Genomic DNA, 17,611 nt, shown 5'->3' on the forward strand with positions numbered 1-17,611 from the left:
CAGCGTCGTCCCGAAGAGTTTCTTGAGGGTGGCGGCCCTCCGCCTTCTGTAATGACGGCGTCACACGAGTTGCACACCATCCGCTTTTCATCAACTGTGGATTGCAAATGCCTTTTTCCCGTTTTTCCGCAACGCGGCGCCCTGCCTTCAACGCTCCCGTCAAAGCCCTCTTCTTTGCGCTGGCCGCCGCCGCGCTGGTGTCGCCGCTGCAGGCCCAGACGGCCTTCCCGGCCACGCTCGCCGGCCATGCCGTGATGCCCGCCAAGTCCTTTGTCGCCGCGCCCAAGGATGCGCCGCAAGACCTGCAGGTCAGCGGCAAGTTCAGCAACGGCCAGCGCACCGAAGCGCCGGGCACGGTGGAGGGTATGTCGGCCGGCCGGCCCACCGGTGTCTCGTTGCCTTTCAAGGGCCAGCCGCTGCAGGGCCATTCCGGTATCAAGAAGATGGCCGACGGCACCTTCTGGATCCTCACGGACAACGGCTTCGGCGCCAAGGCGAACTCGCCCGACGCCATGCTCTACCTGAACCACTACAGGATCGACTTCAAGGCTGGCAACATGACAAGGCTGGGAACCGTTTTCCTGCATGACCCGGACAAAAAAGTGCCGTTTCGCATCGTCCACGAAGGCACGAAGAAGCGCTACCTGACGGGCAGCGACTTTGACACCGAAAGCTTCCAGTTCGCCGGCGGCGCGCTGTGGATAGGCGACGAGTTCGGTCCCTTCCTGATCAAGGCCGACCTCAAGGGCAAGGTGCTGGCGGTGTTCGAGACCCTAGTGGACGGCAAGGTGGTGCGTTCGCCCGACCATCCCGCCATCACCACGCCGGGCGCTCCCGGCGGCGCGGTCGATTTCCAGGTCAAGCGTTCCAAGGGCTTCGAAGGCATGGCGTCGTCAAAGGACGGCAGCAAGCTGTACGCGCTGCTGGAAGGCCCGGTGTGGAACGCCGAGGCGAAAGACTATGAACGTGTGGCCGGCAAGGAGGCTTTGCGCGTGCTGGAGTTCGACGTGCAAGCCGGCAAGTGGAGCGGCCGTTCGTGGATGTACCCGCTGGAGGCCAACGGCCATGCCATCGGCGACTTCAACATGATCGACGGCACCACGGGCCTGATCATCGAGCGCGACAACGGCGAAGGCACGGCCGACAAGGCCTGCCCCGAAGGCCAGAAACGCAGCGACTGCTTCCACGACATCGCGAAATTCAAGCGTGTCTACAAGATTGAGATGACGGATGCCAACGTGGGCGGGCCGGTGCGCAAGGTCGGCTACATCGACCTGCTCAACATCGCGGACCCGCAAAAGCTGGCGCGCAAGCCGCTGAACGAGGGCGTACTCAAGTTCCCCTTCTTCACGATTGAAAACGTGGATGTGGTGGACGCGACGCACATCGTGGTCGGCAACGACAACAATCTGCCGTTTTCCAGCAGCCGCGAGCCGAACAAGGCTGACGACAACGAGTTGGTCCTGCTTGAAGTCGGCGAGCTTTTGAACGCTAAATAGGCCGGCGCAGCATCAACGCATAAAAAGCTACGGGCGTCAGTCGCTATCCATGGGATAGCGACTGACGCCCGTTCTACGTCTGGATGGAGCGAGGTGAAATCGCCTACATCTTGGACTGGAACACCAGCCCGGCGTGCTCACGCAGTGCATGGAACTTGATCTTGGGCCATTGCTGCTCCACGGCGCGCAGGGTGGCGCTGTGGTCCACCAGCAGGGTGGGCGCGTCGACGGCGTCCAGCGCCACGCGGTGGGCATTGGCATCCATGAATTTTTTCAGTTCATTGGCGTCGTCGCTGGTGACCCAGCGCGCGAGGTTGAAGTTGCTGCCCATGATGCGGGCCTTGACGCCGTATTCATGTTCCAGGCGGTGAGCGACCACTTCAAACTGCAGCTGGCCGACCGCGCCTAGCAGCAGCAATGAGCCGGCGATAGGCCGGAACACCTGGATCGCGCCTTCTTCGCCGAGCTGCGTGAGGCCGGCGCGCAGCTGCTTGCTGCGCAGCGGGTCGGCCACCTCGACGGCGCGGAACATTTCGGGCGCGAAGAAGGGCAAGCCGGTGAACTGCAGCGCTTCGCCTTCGGTCAGCGTGTCGCCGAGCTGTAGCACGCCGTGGTTGGGGATGCCGATGATGTCGCCGGCAAAGGCGGTGTCCAGAAGTTCGCGGCGCTGGCTCATGAAGCTCACCACGGTGTTAGGGCGCAGCTCCTTGCCGCTGCGCACCACCTTCAGGCGCATGCCGCGGGTGAACTCGCCGCTGGCCACACGCAGGAAGGCGATGCGGTCACGGTGGGCCGGGTCCATATTGGCCTGGATCTTGAAGACCACGCCGGAGAATTTTTTCTCCTCGGGGTGCACCACGCGCTGGATGGACTCGCGCTCGGCCGGTGCGGGCGCCAGGTCGACCAGCGCGTCCAGCACCTCCTGCACGCCGAAGTTGTTGATGGCCGAGCCGAAAAACATGGGCGTCTGTTTGCCGGCCAGGAATTCGGCGCGGTTGAACTCGGGCGTGGCGCCGGCCACCAGTTCGATCTCGCCCTGGGCCTGCGTGTATTCGGCCCCGAAGCGTCTGGCGGCTTCGGCGTTGTCCAGGCCGGCCAGGATCTCGTCGTCGCCGCCGGCTTTTTCCTCGCCGGGGCTGAAGACGCGCATGCGGTCCTCGCGCCTGTCATAGACGCCGTGAAACAGCTTGCCCATGCCGACCGGCCAGGTGAAGGGAATGACCGTCATGCCGAGTTCGCGCTCGATCTCGTCCATCACGCTCATCGGGTCCTGCACTTCTCGGTCCATCTTGTTGACGAAGGTCAGGATAGGGGTGTTGCGCGCGCGGCAGACCTGCAAGAGGCGCCGTGTCTGCGGCTCAACGCCGTTGGCCGCGTCGATCACCATCAGCGCCGCGTCCACGGCGGTCAGCACGCGGTAGGTGTCTTCCGAGAAATCCTGGTGGCCGGGGGTGTCCAGCAGGTTGATGACGCAGTCGCGGTATTCCATCTGCATGACCGAGCTGGCCACCGAGATTCCGCGCTGCTTTTCGATCTCCATCCAGTCGGAGGTGGCGTGGCGCGCGGCCTTGCGCGCCTTGACGCTGCCGGCGATCTGGATCGCGCCCGAGAACAGCAGCAGCTTTTCGGTCAGCGTGGTTTTACCCGCGTCGGGGTGGGAGATGATGGCAAACGTGCGGCGGCGCTTGACCTGCTTTTCAATTTCAGTGGATTCGGACATAACCCACGATTATCGGTGACGGCGCCTATTGAGGCGCCGGGCCGGGCTGACGGGCAAATCGTGGCTGTTTCACCCCGTCGATGACCACCTCTTCATTGAACATGGCTGCGGGCCTTACCCACAGGCCTTTTTCGCCGTAGAGCGCGCGGTACAGCGTCATCGGCTCCAGGCTTTCGCTGTGGCGCACCGTGCCCACCACTTCGTAGAGCATGCCTTTGTAGTGGCGGTACAGGCCGGGCGGGGTTTCAATCAGGGGCGGCAGTGCTTCTGCGGAGGTTTCGGGCATGTCGGTCGGGGGCGGTGAAGGGTTTTAAAAAGGCTTCGGAAAGACCGGAGTGGGACAATGGGGGCTATGCATCCTAAAGCCTTACTCGATAGTTGTTCCGAGCTTCTCAAGCAGGTCCTTAAATTTGATCACCCCGCCGATATGGTGGTGTCGCGCTATTTCCGCGATTACCGCCTCGGCCCGCGAGAGCGCGCCACCGTGGCCGAGACAGTTTACGGCGTGCTGCGCAAGAAGAACCTTTACACCTACCTGGCCCAGCACGGCAGCGGCGCACCGGAGCGCCGCCTGGCCATCCTCGGCTTTGCGGCCGACCGCGACTTTTTGCTGGGCGCGCTGACCGACCAGGAAAAAGACTGGTTGTCCCGCTGCGACCAGGTCAAGCCGGCCGACCTGATGGAGTTGCACCGCCACAACCTGCCGCAGTGGCTGGTGGAACCGCTCAAGGAGCAATTGGGCGAGGACTTCTGGCCGCTGGTGGAAAGCCTCAACGTGCCGGCCGGGCTGGATTTGCGCGTCAACACGCTCAAGGACAAGCGCGCCGAAATCCAGAAAGAACTCTCAAAGGCGGCGATCAAAACCGTCGCCACGCCGTATTCGCCCTGGGGTCTGCGCATCGACGGCAAGCCCCAACTGGCCAAGCTGGACGCCTTCACCCGCGGCGCCATTGAGGTGCAGGACGAGGGTTCGCAACTGCTGGCTCTACTGGTGGACGCCAAACGCGGGGAGATGGTGGTCGATTTCTGCGCCGGCGCCGGCGGCAAGACGCTGGCCCTGGGCGCATCCATGCGCAACACCGGGCGGCTGTATGCCTTTGACACCTCCGGCCACAGGCTTGATGCGCTCAAGCCCCGGCTGGCGCGCAGCGGGCTGTCCAATGTACACCCGGTGGCCATTGCCCATGAACGCGACGACCGCATCAAGCGCCTGGCCGGCAAGATAGACCGTGTGCTGGTCGATGCGCCGTGTTCGGGTTTGGGCACCTTGCGGCGCAACCCCGACCTCAAATGGCGGCAAAATCCCAAGGCCATTGAAGAGCTCAGGGCCAAGCAGACCGCGATTTTGCAGAGCGCCGCGCGGCTTTTAAAGCCCGGCGGCCGGCTGGTTTATGCCACCTGCAGCGTCTTGCGGGAAGAAAACGAGGCCATCGCCGAAGCCTTCAGCGCGGCCAATACAGGGTTCAACGTCCTTGAAACCGGGCCTTTGTTGACCCATCTGGGGGTGGAACATGCGGAAAAACTGTGCCGCGGTCCCTACCTTCGCCTCTGGCCCTACTTGCACCAGACTGACGGGTTTTTCGCGGCAGTTTGGCAAAAGTCCTGATATTTTTGCCAGCAAATAACGACAGATAGGCCGATGTTACATATTCATTCGTGACTTTTCGCACTGATTTGACCATTGGCCCTGTACCCCAGGAGACTTGGTATTTATGGGGGTTCGCCTTACAATAAGGCCTCGTCTGGTGCAGCGCCCGGAGACAAATTTGGATGGCGCTGGTGCAGCTTGTTTAAAGGATTTTTATGATTTTGTTTGATGCCGCCCTCGACTGGCTGGCAAATGGATTGCTCGCCGCCAGCTGGTGGCAAATCGTGCTGTACGCCCTGGTGACCACCCACATCACCATCGCCAGCGTGACGATTTACCTGCACCGCCATCAGGCGCACCGCGCCATGGATCTGCACGCGATCCCCTCGCATTTCTTCCGCTTCTGGCTTTGGCTGGGCACGGGCCAGGTGACCAAGGAATGGGTGTCCATTCACCGCAAGCACCACGCCAAGTGCGAAACCCTTGAAGATCCACACAGCCCGCAGGCTCACGGCATCAAGAAGGTGTTCTGGGAAGGTGCCGAACTGTACCGCGCCGAAAGCAAGAACAAGGAAACCATGACCAAGTACGGCCATGGCACGCCGAACGACTGGATGGAGCGCAATGTCTATTCCCGCTACAGCTGGCAGGGCGTGGGCCTGATGATGATCATCGACCTGGCCTTCTTTGGCGCGGCAGGCCTGGCGGTCTGGGCTGTGCAGATGGCCTGGATTCCCGTGACGGCTGCGGGCATCATCAACGGCATCGGCCACTACTGGGGCTACCGCAACTTTGAGGCGCCCGACGCCAGCACCAATATTTCGCCCTGGGGCATCATGATTGGCGGCGAAGAACTGCACAACAACCACCACACCTACCCGACCTCGGCCAAGTTCTCGGTCAAGCCCTACGAGTTCGACATCGGCTGGATCTACATCCGTGCCCTGGAAAAGGTCGGCTTGGCTTCCGTGAAGAAGGTTCCGCCCAAGCTTCAGCTGGGCTCCATCCAGCCCGTGGCTGACGAGAAAACGCTGGAAGCGCTGATCGCTCACCGCTACGAAGTGATGGCCGGCTTCGCGCGCGAACTGCGCCGTGCCGGCAAGGCCGAAATCGAAGTGCTGAAGGCGAAAAAAGCCGACGTCTCCGTGCTGCGCGCAGCCAACCGCTGGTTGCACCGTGACGACGACAAGGTGCCCGCGGCCGCCAAGCCACAACTGGCCCAGGCCCGTGCCGAACACCCTGTGCTCGACAAGATGGTCACCATGCGCGAAGAGTTGCGCCAGATGTGGATGAGCACCTCTGCCTCCCGCGAGCAGCTGGCAACCGACCTGCAGGCTTGGTGCCACCGCGCGGAAGAAAGCGGCATTGCCGCGCTGCGCGAGTTTTCCATGAAGCTGCGCGCCGCCCGCGCCTGACCTGGCTTTACATGTCGGCCTGGTTCAGGTCGATACCTCTTCAAAACCGCTCCGGAGAAATCCGAGAGCGGTTTTTTATTGTTCGGCTCAAAGTACGAACTCCGTGGTCGAGCGCCTCAAGATTTGGTAATGGGCTGGGTCGCTACCAGCGCACTGGTCAGCGCGTCCGAGATTAGTCATCTTCTGCACACGGAAGAACACTTTCATGCGAATTGCGCTGAAGCCTGACCCACTCTCAAAGTAAAAGTGCTGTCCCCACATTCGACAGCTTGTTGTCGCGCCGAGCCAAACGCTGCCAACAGGCGATAGTGCTTGAGTTTCTTCCTCCAGGAAGCTGGCTATTTGCCACCAGGCCATCGAGGCAAGAATCGCGGAAACAGCAGCGCTCCTTGATGCAGATATCGAACGTAATCGCTTGTAATCGCAACAACTGGCCCGCTTGCCCATACTGCAGATGCACTTCCACCCAAGCTTTCTTGACAAAAAGATAGGCAAGACCGGTGCATTTTTTTAACTATTTTTAGGAGCACTAACATGCGTTATGCACAAAAAGACCTCGGTATGGGCGCGTACAACATTTCCGTTCAGATCAACAACACTCCGGACTTCCAAATGGTTCCCCAAGTTGAAGCTGTCATCGAAGTTCCCTTGACTACGATCACGTTTCATTGCCCGAACCAAACCATTCCCGTCACTGCCAACGCACCCGACAATACGATTTATCGGGTTGAAGAGAAGGCGCCCGCAGTGGCTGCGCCAAACTCGCTCGAAGTGGTGCAATATGCAGTGGAATGAAACGGTGCGAATTTGACCTGCCGATGGGCAAGAAGGGGAATCCTTGCCCCCTTCCCGCCGACGTGCCGCCAACGAAGCGCTCTACGCGACCGAAGCAGCGGGCGCCATGCCATGCTGGGCCAGCATGGCCCAAAGGCGCGTGGCCACGGGGCCGTGCTGGACATCACGTCGGCGCGCCGCCACCTGCAAACGGGTCGCCTTGAAGTGGCGCTCGGCGAGCGAAACCCACACGCCTGCAGCTTAAAACGGGTTATCGGGTCGATGTTCCACAGCGTAATTGGTCGTCTGGCAGGCGACTTCACACCTACTTCATATAGCTCATCAAGACCTCACAGGCGCGTATCAGACTGCACCTATCGAAAGACGAGTACATCAATCTGATGTTTTCGTTTCGAAGAAAGGTCGGTCTGTGAGTTCAATCCATAGCGTCGCTACTCTTCCGCCATACACACGAATTTTTGGCCCGGCAACGACAAGAAAGACTGTCCAGCTTTTAAAACTGTATCTGCTGCTCGTTGCGGGAGGCTCGGTTTTGCTGCTTTTTGCGCATCAGGATGCTTTGCAGATTTTCGGCTTGGGGTTGATGGTGCCGGGCGGCGGATTTCTGGCGCATGCTGGTATTTGCACAGGCGGTGGTATAGGTCATTTGGCCGCTTGGCTGTGTTCGGTGGGTGCCTTGGCGTTTGCACTGTTGGTCTGGTTTGGCACGGGTAATGTGTTGCTGCCTCCGTTTGTATGGCTCGGCTCGGCATTTTGGGCCGCGAGCATGAACCATGGCGCAATTCAGCCAGGTGTGGTCCTTAATGTGTACTACGTGCTCGCGCTGTCTGCAGCGGCGGGCTGCCTGTCGATGCTGGGCTGGTTTATGTTTTCAGGCCGGCAAAGGCGCATCGATAACGATTACCTGGTCCTGCAAGCGGCTAGATTAGACACGATCTTCACAGCCCAACCATCAAGGCAAAAACCGGAAATGTCGTTGGCGCATCTGCATCGTGTGAGGTTCGCGCTCGATCGGGCCCTGCAGCCTTTGGATGAATTTTCGGGGTTCGAGCAACGCGATCAATTTCAGACGGCGGCGCTTCGGTATCAAGTCAACTTTCTGGCTTATGGCATTGCCTTGACGCAGGCACGCTTCACGCCTGCGTTAGGCGGATACATGAGCGATGCGCAAAACAAGCTACTGAACAAGCAGACGCAGCATCGCGCGTGGGCCTACTGGTGGCTGGAAAATCTATGGGGAAACTTCCGGTGGAACTCCGACCCTACTGCCCGTGAAAACATCATGTACACGGGCTTCGTGGCGCTGCAGATGGCCCTGTTCCAGGCCAGCACGGGAAATCAGGAATTTTCAAAAAAAGGTGCCTTTACGCTGGTGCATCCGAACGGAAAACGCTATGAACACAGTTTCGAGTCCTTGCTGTCCAGGTTGGAAAAAGAATACGAACGCTCACCCTTTTATTTGATGGCCTGCGAGCCCAACTGGGTCTATCCCCTGTGCAACACAATGGGAGCCGCAGCGCTGCGTGCCCACGATGCGCAGCACGGTGAGATGAAATGGGCCGGTCACGCGCCAGAGTTTCACCGGCATCTGGACGCGGAGTTTCTGGATGGCATGGGTCGCTACGTGCCATGCCGTTCGACGTATACGGGATTGGCCTTGCCCGCCATTGGTGGCGCGATGCCTCTGGCGATGCCCTGCTACTTTTTGAATGCGCTGGAACCTGACTTGGCGCGTCGCCAATGGCTGTTGTTGAGACGTCAGCTGTTCGATAGTCATGAGCGGCTTCGACGCAGGGTGTTCTGGCCCATCGACACAGGAAACTATGGTTTCTCAAGAGGCAGTGCCTACGCAGCGACGGCCTTGGCGGCGGCAGAGTTAGGCGATGAGTGTGTGTATCAAAACTGCATGGATGCCTTGGAGCGCGCGTGTCCAACCACGCTCAGTCATGGGGTCGCCCACCGGAGTAAGGCTTCGGTATGGGCGCACGGTGTCGAGCTGATGGCGCATTCCGGAGGGCGCGACAGTTTTCGAAACTTGATCAGTAACCCACCTTCATCAAAAGGTCCCAGGTTGGAACCCCTGTCCTATCCCGATGTGCTGGTTGCGGCTGCGCACTCCGATGATGTGAGCAGCTCTTTGCAAGCGGTGCTGTACGGCGGAGCCGGCGATGGCATTAAAAGCTTGGGCGTGTCGGGCTTGCGCCCGTTGGCACCCTATCGGGTCACAGGTGCATGCCTGACGCAGGTTCGGGCTGACGACATGGGAAAGGTGTGCTTGCAGATTCCGCTTGCTGGGCGCACCTGTTTGACGCTGGAGCCGGCCGGCGCATTGTGATGGGTTGCTGTATTTTGATGGCCACGGTATGGGGCTGCTTGTATGGGTTGCAGGCTATACGGGCGTGCACTGTTCGACGTTCATGTGTTGCCCAGGCTTGGCGGTTGGTAAATAAGAAGGATGAGAAATGAAAGAAATCCCTCATGCCTGCGCTCCGCAGCGGTTCACTCTGACCGCACGCTTCAAGAGCTTTGGTTATGCCTTTGAGGGGATAGCTTTGATGCTTAAAACACAGCACAACGCATGGCTGCATCTAATCGCCACAACGCTGGTGACGGGACTGGCCGGTTGGTGCCGAGTGAACGCCGGCGATTGGCGCTGGCTGATTGGTGCGATGACCATGGTTTGGATGGCGGAGGCCATGAACACAGCAGTGGAGTCGCTCTGCGATGTTGTGTCGCCACACTATTCATTGGCAGTCAAATGCGCAAAGGATCTTGCCGCCGGCGGCGTGCTAATTGCGGCTTGTGCAGCAGCGGCAATCGGCGTCATAACCTTCTGGCCCTATTTGGGTGCCAGGTAGTTGCGCTGTGACGCTGTGCGTGATGCGCCGCCTTTTGGCAAAGCCTAAATCACAGATAAGGCTTATGTGGATCAGATTTCGACAGGATTCAAGCGAACCACGTAGCAAGCTGCTTGTCTGGTGGGAGTTGTGCTTTCTAAATCCCAAAAAAATAAAGGACACCGAGGTGTCCTTTATTGGATGTACTGACCGAGTGGTAGTTTTTTACTGCACACGGATTCGTAGCCATTTATTTCAGTTTGATTTCTTTGTATTCCACGTGCTTGCGTGCCTTGGGATCAAACTTCATGATCAGCATCTTGTCGGGCGTGGTTTTCTTGTTCTTGGTGGTCGTGTAGAAGTGACCGGTGCCGGCGGTGGATTCCAGCTTGATTTTTTCGCGTGCGCCTTTTGCCATGATGGTGCTCCTTAAGCTTGGCCGCGTGCGCGCAGGTCTGCGAGCACGGTATCAATACCCTTCTTGTCGATCAGGCGCAGTGCAGCGCTCGAAACGCGCAGGCGAACCCAGCGGTTTTCGGTCTCGACCCAGAAGCGGCGGTATTGCAGGTTCACGAGGAACCGGCGCTTGGTTTTGTTGTTGGCGTGGGAAACATTGTTTCCGACCATTGGGCCTTTGCCCGTGACTTCACATACGCGTGCCATGTGCACTCCAGTACTTTTCAACAGCAGTCGTGTCGAAGGCATTTGCTGCCTGTCGTCATTCCTGCCTCACCTCGCCAGAATAGGGTGGCGGTAACCCGAGACTGCCAAACACGGCCTTTTTGGGGCGAATTTAGCAAAGCCTTGAATTATAAGGGATTTTTGGCTTACTCCGCTTGTTCCAGGAAACGCTGGGCGTCCAGCGCGGCCATGCAGCCGGTTCCGGCGCTGGTGATGGCCTGGCGGTAGACGTGGTCCTGCACGTCGCCGGCGGCGAACACGCCGGGCACGCTGGTCATGGTGGCAAAGCCCTGCAGCCCGGTTTTGGTGATGATGTAGCCGTCTTTCATCTCCAGCTGGCCGGCAAAGATGTCGGTATTGGGCTGGTGGCCGATCGCGATGAAGCAGCCTTTGAGGGTCAAGTCCTGAGTCGCGTCGTTCTGGGTGCTTTTGAGGCGCACCCCGGTCACGCCGGAGGCGTCGCCCAGCACCTGGTCCAGCGTGTGGTGCAGCTTGAGCTCGATCTTGCCGGCCGCGACCTTGTCGTGCAGCTTGTCGATCAGGATGGCCTCGGCCTTGAATTTGTCGCGGCGGTGCACCAGTGTGACCTTGCTCGCGATGTTGGACAGGTACAAGGCCTCTTCCACGGCCGTGTTGCCACCACCCACCACGCAGACTTCCTGGCCGCGGTAGAAGAAGCCGTCGCAGGTGGCGCAGCCGGAAACGCCGCGGCCCATGAAGGCGCTTTCGGATTCCAGGCCCAGGTATTTGGCGGAGGCGCCGGTGGCGATGATCAGCGAGTCGCAGGTGTAGGTGCCGCTGTCCCCAGTCAGGGTGAAGGGGCGCTTGCTGAAATCGACCTTGTTGATGTGGTCGAAAATAATCTCGGTCTTGAAGCGCTCCGCGTGTTCGAGGAAGCGCTGCATCAGGTCCGGCCCCTGCACGCCATGAACATCGGCCGGCCAGTTGTCGACATCGGTGGTGGTCATGAGCTGGCCGCCCTGCGCAATGCCGGTGATCAGCACCGGGTTGAGGTTGGCGCGCGCCGCGTAGACGGCTGCGGTATAGCCGGCAGGTCCCGAACCGAGGATTAAGACTCTTGAATGTTTCATGTTGAAAAACTGATTGGGAAAGTGTAAGAACTCAGGTAGAGTCGTGCCGCATAAGCGCAGCGCAAGGTAAAAACCGTCGGGTAATACTTTTGCGGCATTTGGTTTTATAAATTACGTGCCATTGTAAGAACTCACGCGACGTCCCGTTGTTTGTGAGGTTGGGAGATATCAGATATGACGACGATGGTGTCCAACCTGGAATTGATTCGCCGGGTGCCCCTTTTCTCCGTGTTGACGGCCGCCCAGGCCGCATCCGTCGCCGATACGGTGGTCAAGCGCCGCTTCAAGCGGGGCGAGCCCATCGTCGAGCAGGGCAAAAAATCCAATGCCCTGTCCATCATCCTGACGGGTCGGGCCCGCGTCGTCACCACCGACGCCCGCGGCCGCGAGGTCATACTGGCCACCATGCACCCGGGCGATTACGTCGGCGAGATGAGCCTGATCGACAACGAACCCCATTCGGCCACGGTGCGCGCCGAGATCCAGACCGACGCCCTGATCCTGGGCCGCCTCGAATTCGCGCGCTGCCTGCCCGAGAACAGCTCCATGGCCTATGCCGTGCTCAAGGGGCTGGTGCAGCGCCTGCGCCACGCCGACCGCCAGATTGAGTCGCTGGCCCTGATGGACGTCTACGGCCGCGTGGCCAGGGCGCTGCTGGAATTTGCCAGCGACGACGGCACCGGCAACACCGTGATCCGCGACAAGGTCTCACGCCAGGATCTGGCCAAGATGGTCGGCGCCTCGCGTGAAATGGTCAGCCGGGTCATGAAAGACCTGGAGGAGCGCGGTTTCATCGAAACCCGGGAAGACGGCTCCGTGCTGGTCAAGGAACGCCTGCACACCCTGGGTTAACGCGCCCAGCCCGCCGCCCGCCATCCGCTTTGGCGCCCCTGGCGCCCTTCAGAGCCCTCGCCCAACTGCGTTAAGCTTCAAGCCGGGCCATGACTTACTCACTCGACACCCTGAACTCCAGAAACTCCCCCGCCACGGGCGCGCCCGGCGGCATCAAACGCTTTGCCCATGAAGTCAGCCTGATCCTGGGCCTGCTCGGCCTGGTTTTCTGGCTGGCCGCCTTGCTCAGCTACTCGCCGCAGGACGCGGCCTGGTCGACTTCCGGAACGGCTCAAGCCGCGGCCGGCGGCCACGCCACGAGCCTTGTCAACTGGGGCGGGCGTGTGGGCGCCTGGCTGGCTGACGCCAGCTATTACCTGCTCGGTTTTTCGGTCTGGTGGGCGCTGGCCGCCGGCGGCCAGGCCTGGCTGCAGTCGCTGGCGAGGTGGTTGCGCGGCGAACCGGTGGCGGACGGGGAGTCCCACCGCATCCGTTTCTGGCTCAGCCTGGCGTTGTTGCTGGTAGCCTGTACGGCGCTGGAATGGTCGCGCCTCTACCGTTTTGAATTGAAACTGCCCGGCCATGCGGGCGGGGTGCTGGGCTATCTGGTCGGCTCGATGGGCGAGAACTGGCTGGGATTCGCCGGCTCCGGCCTGGTGTTCATCGCGCTGGGCGTCATTGCCGTGTCGGCCGTGTTCGGTTTTTCCTGGGCCCATGTGGCGCTGCGCGTCGGCGCCTGGATAGATAACCTGATCGATTCGCGCCGCGAAAAGCGCGAGATCGCCGAAGACCTGGCCTTCGGCAAGCTGGCGGCCCGCGAGCGCGAGGAAACGCTGATCGACGAACGCATCGAAATCGAGGAACATCATCCGGTGCCGGTGCTGATCGAACCCGTGCTGGTCGACATCCCCAAGAGCGAGCGCGTCGCCAAGGAGCGGCAAAAGCCGCTTTTCAGCGAAATGCCCGACTCCAAGCTGCCGCAGGTCGACCTGCTCGACGGCGCGTTGAGCCGCCAGGAGACCGTGGCCCCCGAGACGCTGGAGATGACCTCGCGCCTGATCGAGAAAAAGCTCAAGGATTTTGGCGTCGAGGTGCGTGTGGTCGCCGCCGCGCCAGGCCCCGTCATCACGCGTTATGAGATCGAACCTGCCACCGGCGTCAAAGGCTCGCAGGTCGTCAACCTGGCCAAGGACCTGGCCCGCGCCCTGAGCCTGGTCTCCATCCGCGTGATCGAGACCATTCCCGGCAAGAACTACATGGCGCTGGAGCTGCCCAACGCCAAGCGCCAGTCCATCAAGCTCAGCGAAATCCTGGGCTCGCAGGTCTACAACGAGGCCAAGTCCCTGCTCACCATCGGCCTGGGCAAGGACATCAGCGGCGCCGCCGTGGTGGCCGACCTCGCAAAAATGCCGCACTGCCTGGTGGCCGGCACCACCGGTTCGGGCAAGTCGGTCGGCATCAACGCGATGATCCTGAGCCTGCTCTACAAGGCCGATGCGCGCGACGTGCGGCTGCTGCTGATAGACCCGAAGATGCTGGAAATGAGCGTCTACGAAGGCATTCCGCACCTGCTGGCCCCGGTGGTCACCGACATGCGCCAGGCAGCCCACGGCCTGAACTGGTGCGTGGCCGAAATGGAAAAACGCTACAAGCTCATGAGCAAGCTGGGCGTGCGCAACCTGGCCGGCTACAACGGAAAAATCGACGAAGCCAAGGCCAAGGGCGAATTCATCTACAACCCCTTCAGCCTCACGCCCGAGCAGCCCGAGCCACTCGAGCGCCTGCCCTACATCGTGGTGGTGATCGACGAGCTGGCCGACCTGATGATGGTGGTCGGCAAGAAGATCGAGGAACTCATCGCCCGCCTGGCGCAAAAAGCCCGGGCCGCAGGCATCCACCTGGTGCTGGCCACGCAGCGCCCCAGCGTCGACGTGATCACCGGCCTGATCAAGGCCAACATCCCGACCCGACTGTCCTTCCAGGTCAGCAGCAAGATCGACAGCCGCACCATCCTGGACCAGATGGGCGCCGAGGCTTTGTTAGGAATGGGTGACATGCTTTACATGCCGAGTGGTACAGGCTTTCCAATCCGGGTGCATGGTGCGTTTGTGAGTGATGACGAAGTGCACCGCGTGGTGGCCTATCTCAAGCAGCAGGGCGAGCCCAACTACATTGACGGCGTGCTCGAAGGCGGCACCGTCGACGGCGAAGACGGCGACCTGCTGGGAGAAGGTGGTAGTGGCGGCAACGGCGGCGGCGAGAAAGACCCGATGTACGACCAGGCCGTCGAGGTCGTGCTCAAGAACCGCAAGGCCAGCATTTCGCTGGTGCAGCGTCATCTCAAGATCGGCTACAACCGCGCCGCGCGGTTGGTCGAAGACATGGAAAAAGCCGGGCTGGTCAGCGCCATGAGTGGTAGCGGCCAGCGCGACATCCTGGTGCCTGCAAGGGCGGAGTGACGATCATGAAGAAATTTATTGCAACGATACTGGTGGCGGTTTGTGCGCATCCCGCCTGGGCCAACGGCCTGGACAGTCTGGAGCTTTTCGTGAAGACCGTCAGCAGCGGCCGCGCCGAGTTCACCCAGGTGGTCACCGCGCCGGCCAGGGACGGCCAGGCCGCGCGCAGCAAGACCTCCACCGGCACGTTCGAGTTTTCCCGGCCGAATCGCTTTCGTTTTGTCTATAAAAAGCCGTTTGAGCAAAGCATCGTGGCCGACGGCCAGACCCTCTGGCTGCACGATGTGGACCTGAACCAAGTCACCTCGCGCAAGCAGTCCAGCGCCTTGGGTTCCACACCCGCGGCCCTGATTGCCGCAGCCCCCGATTTGCGCGCCCTGCAAGCCGACTTCACCCTTGCCGCCGCACCCGATGCCGACGGCCTGCAATGGGTAGTGGCCACGCCCAAAAGCAAAGAGGGCCAGCTGCAGGCCGTGCGTGTGGGTTTTCGCCCCGGTGAAAAATCCTCGGGCCTGGCCGCGCTGGAGATCATCGACAGTTTCGGCCAGCGTTCGGTGCTGAGTTTCAGCAAGGTCGAGGTCAATCCCAGCCTGCCGCCCGACACCTTCCGCTTCACGCCGCCCAAGGGCGCTGACGTGATCCGGCAATAGGCAAGGCTTTCTCAGACCGTCGGAGGTTTGGGAAGCCGCTGCGCGGGGTCGTAGAAGAACGTTTCCTCCGCGATGCGCTCGCCTTCCCAGCGTTGCCAGGCGAGTTCCTCCATCTCGGTGCGGCTGCCGTCCTGCCACTCAAAGCGAAAGATCCAGCGGATCACCACGTGGTCGCCGTTGAGCAGGGCGGGGCGCACGCAGGTCGAGGTCAGCGATTTCGCCCTTTCCATCACCTTCTGCTCGCCCAGGACAAGGGTGGCGCGGCCGACGCGCGGGGCGGCCTGGTTTTCCTGCATGGAGGCATTCTCGGTGTAGAACTCTTCAATGGCTTCGGCGTGGGCGTTTTCTTCAACGCGCGCGATAAATCGTTCCAGTGTTTCGGGGCTTGGCATGGCGTTTCCTTGGAAGGGGATGATGGCGTTTTACACGACTTGCCGTAACCCTGCCGCCGACCCGGCTCGGTGGCTTAGACTTCTGCCATCGCAGTTTCCGATTTTCTGGTCTCCACTGTTTCCTGCCCTCCCGTGAAAGCCGCTTCCTCCACCCACCAGCCCCTGGCCGAACGCCTGCGCCCGCAGAACCTGGGTGAGGTCATAGGCCAGCAGCACCTGCTGGGCGAGGGCATGCCGCTGCGCATCGCCTTCGAATCCGGCCAGCCGCACAGCTGCATCCTCTGGGGGCCGCCGGGGGTGGGCAAAACCACCATCGCGCGGCTCATGGCCAGCAGTTTTGACGCGCACTTCATCACCATCTCGGCCGTGCTCGGCGGCGTCAAGGACATCCGCGAGGCGGTGGAGCAGGCCAGCATCTGGCAGGCGCAAAGCGGTCGCCGCACCATCGTGTTCGTCGACGAGGTGCACCGCTTCAACAAAAGCCAGCAGGATGCGTTTTTGCCGCATGTCGAGAGCGGACTCTTTACTTTTATTGGCGCCACCACCGAAAACCCCTCGTTCGAGGTTAACTCGGCCCTGCTGTCGCGCGCGGTCGTCTATGTGCTGCAGCCGCTGGGCGAGGTCGACCTGAAGCAGATCGTGGCCAAGGTCCTGGCCGAAAAAGCGCTGCCGGCCATCGAGACCATCGCGGCGGAGGCTGCCGACCGCCTGGTGGCCTATGCCGACGGTGATGCCCGGCGCCTGCTCAACACGCTCGAGTCGCTCAGCGTCGCGGCCAAGGCTGAAAAAGTCACCGAGGTCACCGACGCCTGGCTGCTCAAGGTGCTGGGCGAGCGCCTGCGCCGCTACGACAAGGGCGGCGAGCAGTTCTACGACACCATCTCGGCCCTGCACAAGTCGGTGCGCGGCTCAGACCCCGACGCCGCGCTTTACTGGTTCATGCGCATGCTCGACGGCGGCGCCGAACCGCGCTACATGGCGCGCCGCTTGGTGCGCATGGCCAGCGAGGACATCGGCCTGGCCGACCCGCGGGCGCTGCGCATGGCGCTGGATGCCGCTGAAGTCTATGAACGCCTGGGCTCGCCCGAGGGCGAACTGGCGCTGGCCCAGTGCGTGATTTACCTGGCGGTGGCGCCCAAGTCCAACGCGGTCTACAAGGCCTTCAACGAAGCCAAGGCTTTTATCGCCAGGGACGGCACCCGGCCGGTGCCCCTGCATTTGCGCAATGCACCAACAAAGCTCATGAAACAGCTGGATTACGGCAAAAATTACCGTTACGCCCATGACGAGGAAGACGGCTTTGCCGCTGGTGAGAACTACTTTCCCGAAGGCATGCAGGCTCCGGGCTTCTACCGGCCCGTCAACCGGGGGCTGGAGATACGCATCGCTGATAAGTTGAATGAGCTGAAATTAAAGAACAATAAGAAAGGCTAATAAAAAACAAAAGCCGCTGATAAAGGCTGCTTCGGCCGAAAAAATCCCCTTTCTCAAGGGTAAACCCCGCGTAAACCGCAGCGCTGGCTCGATTCTCGCTAGAGACGCTTGGCTACAATTTGCGGATTAGCTCGCCATCTTCACCAGCCAACCGGCTTTGATGGGCGGGCTTTTTGTTAACTCGCGCCAGCCGCCGGTGATCCCGGCGTAGGGCGGCCG

17 protein-coding genes are annotated in these 17,611 nt (G+C 61.0%); 10 read left to right on the forward strand and 7 right to left on the reverse strand.

Going from position 1 to position 17,611, the window contains the following annotated elements; all coding sequences use genetic code 11:
* Positions 1-107 precede the first annotated feature (107 nt).
* Positions 108-1,499 (forward strand): esterase-like activity of phytase family protein, encoded by a 1,392-nt coding sequence (locus AC1D0O_RS06285; RefSeq protein WP_477652677.1) that lies wholly within the window; start codon positions 108-110, stop codon positions 1,497-1,499.
* Positions 1,500-1,602: 103 nt separating this feature from the next.
* Here the strand turns inward: AC1D0O_RS06285 and AC1D0O_RS06290 are convergent, their stop codons facing one another.
* Entirely contained in the window at positions 1,603-3,219 is a 1,617-nt protein-coding gene (locus AC1D0O_RS06290) for a peptide chain release factor 3 (protein WP_477652678.1), read from the reverse strand.
* A gap of 25 nt (positions 3,220-3,244) precedes the next feature.
* Entirely contained in the window at positions 3,245-3,505 is a 261-nt protein-coding gene (locus AC1D0O_RS06295) for a DUF1653 domain-containing protein (RefSeq protein ID WP_477652679.1), read from the reverse strand.
* Positions 3,506-3,571: 66 nt separating this feature from the next.
* On the opposite strand from AC1D0O_RS06295, the gene AC1D0O_RS06300 reads away from it, so the two are divergent.
* The 3 genes from AC1D0O_RS06300 to AC1D0O_RS06310 all read left to right on the forward strand — a co-directional run bounded on the left by AC1D0O_RS06300 (position 3,572) and on the right by AC1D0O_RS06310 (position 7,017).
* The gene (locus AC1D0O_RS06300) at positions 3,572-4,825 is read left to right on the forward strand and encodes an RsmB/NOP family class I SAM-dependent RNA methyltransferase (protein ID WP_477652680.1); all 1,254 of its coding nucleotides are present in this window, start codon (positions 3,572-3,574) and stop codon (positions 4,823-4,825) included.
* A 197-nt stretch (positions 4,826-5,022) separates the two neighbouring features.
* Entirely contained in the window at positions 5,023-6,222 is a 1,200-nt protein-coding gene (locus AC1D0O_RS06305) for a DesA family fatty acid desaturase (protein WP_477652681.1), read from the forward strand.
* Between the two features lie 534 nt (positions 6,223-6,756).
* Positions 6,757-7,017 carry a hypothetical protein gene (locus AC1D0O_RS06310; protein ID WP_477652682.1) on the forward strand — a complete coding sequence of 87 codons (261 nt, stop codon included), beginning with the start codon at positions 6,757-6,759 and terminating at the stop codon, positions 7,015-7,017.
* Between the two features lie 81 nt (positions 7,018-7,098).
* Here the strand turns inward: AC1D0O_RS06310 and AC1D0O_RS06315 are convergent, their stop codons facing one another.
* Entirely contained in the window at positions 7,099-7,248 is a 150-nt protein-coding gene (locus AC1D0O_RS06315) for a hypothetical protein (protein WP_477652683.1), read from the reverse strand.
* Positions 7,249-7,426: 178 nt separating this feature from the next.
* Between AC1D0O_RS06315 and AC1D0O_RS06320 the strand changes: the two genes are divergently transcribed.
* Positions 7,427-9,352 carry a linalool dehydratase/isomerase domain-containing protein gene (locus AC1D0O_RS06320; RefSeq protein WP_477652684.1) on the forward strand — a complete coding sequence of 642 codons (1,926 nt, stop codon included), beginning with the start codon at positions 7,427-7,429 and terminating at the stop codon, positions 9,350-9,352.
* 127 nt (positions 9,353-9,479) lie between these two features.
* A complete protein-coding gene (locus AC1D0O_RS06325; protein ID WP_477652685.1) occupies positions 9,480-9,875 on the forward strand; it encodes a diacylglycerol kinase family protein in 396 nt (131 codons plus the stop codon).
* A 229-nt stretch (positions 9,876-10,104) separates the two neighbouring features.
* On the opposite strand, the gene rpmG is transcribed toward AC1D0O_RS06325, so the two are convergent.
* The 3 genes from rpmG to trxB form a co-directional block, all read right to left on the reverse strand.
* Positions 10,105-10,272, reverse strand: coding sequence for a 50S ribosomal protein L33 (gene rpmG / locus AC1D0O_RS06330; RefSeq protein WP_007863188.1), 168 nt, complete (start codon positions 10,270-10,272; stop codon positions 10,105-10,107).
* A gap of 11 nt (positions 10,273-10,283) precedes the next feature.
* Complete coding sequence (gene rpmB, locus AC1D0O_RS06335) at positions 10,284-10,517, reverse strand: 50S ribosomal protein L28 (protein WP_092128623.1); 234 nt, start codon at positions 10,515-10,517, stop codon at positions 10,284-10,286.
* 164 nt (positions 10,518-10,681) lie between these two features.
* Positions 10,682-11,626 (reverse strand): thioredoxin-disulfide reductase, encoded by a 945-nt coding sequence (trxB, locus tag AC1D0O_RS06340; protein ID WP_436153466.1) that lies wholly within the window; start codon positions 11,624-11,626, stop codon positions 10,682-10,684.
* A gap of 174 nt (positions 11,627-11,800) precedes the next feature.
* On the opposite strand from trxB, the gene AC1D0O_RS06345 reads away from it, so the two are divergent.
* The 3 genes from AC1D0O_RS06345 to lolA all read left to right on the forward strand — a co-directional run bounded on the left by AC1D0O_RS06345 (position 11,801) and on the right by lolA (position 15,566).
* Positions 11,801-12,478 (forward strand): Crp/Fnr family transcriptional regulator, encoded by a 678-nt coding sequence (locus AC1D0O_RS06345; RefSeq protein ID WP_477652686.1) that lies wholly within the window; start codon positions 11,801-11,803, stop codon positions 12,476-12,478.
* An 89-nt stretch (positions 12,479-12,567) separates the two neighbouring features.
* Complete coding sequence (locus tag AC1D0O_RS06350) at positions 12,568-14,916, forward strand: DNA translocase FtsK (RefSeq protein ID WP_477652687.1); 2,349 nt, start codon at positions 12,568-12,570, stop codon at positions 14,914-14,916.
* 5 nt (positions 14,917-14,921) lie between these two features.
* Positions 14,922-15,566 (forward strand): outer membrane lipoprotein periplasmic chaperone LolA, encoded by a 645-nt coding sequence (gene lolA / locus AC1D0O_RS06355; RefSeq protein ID WP_477652688.1) that lies wholly within the window; start codon positions 14,922-14,924, stop codon positions 15,564-15,566.
* A gap of 11 nt (positions 15,567-15,577) precedes the next feature.
* Here lolA and AC1D0O_RS06360 read toward each other — a convergent pair whose 3' ends face one another.
* Positions 15,578-15,958: a nuclear transport factor 2 family protein gene (locus AC1D0O_RS06360; protein WP_477652689.1), complete on the reverse strand. Its 381-nt coding sequence runs from the start codon at positions 15,956-15,958 to the stop codon at positions 15,578-15,580.
* 132 nt (positions 15,959-16,090) lie between these two features.
* On the opposite strand from AC1D0O_RS06360, the gene AC1D0O_RS06365 reads away from it, so the two are divergent.
* Positions 16,091-17,392 (forward strand): replication-associated recombination protein A, encoded by a 1,302-nt coding sequence (locus AC1D0O_RS06365; protein WP_477652690.1) that lies wholly within the window; start codon positions 16,091-16,093, stop codon positions 17,390-17,392.
* The last annotated feature ends 219 nt before the right edge of the window (positions 17,393-17,611 follow it).

The organism is Polaromonas sp. P1_F2, from assembly GCF_056405735.1.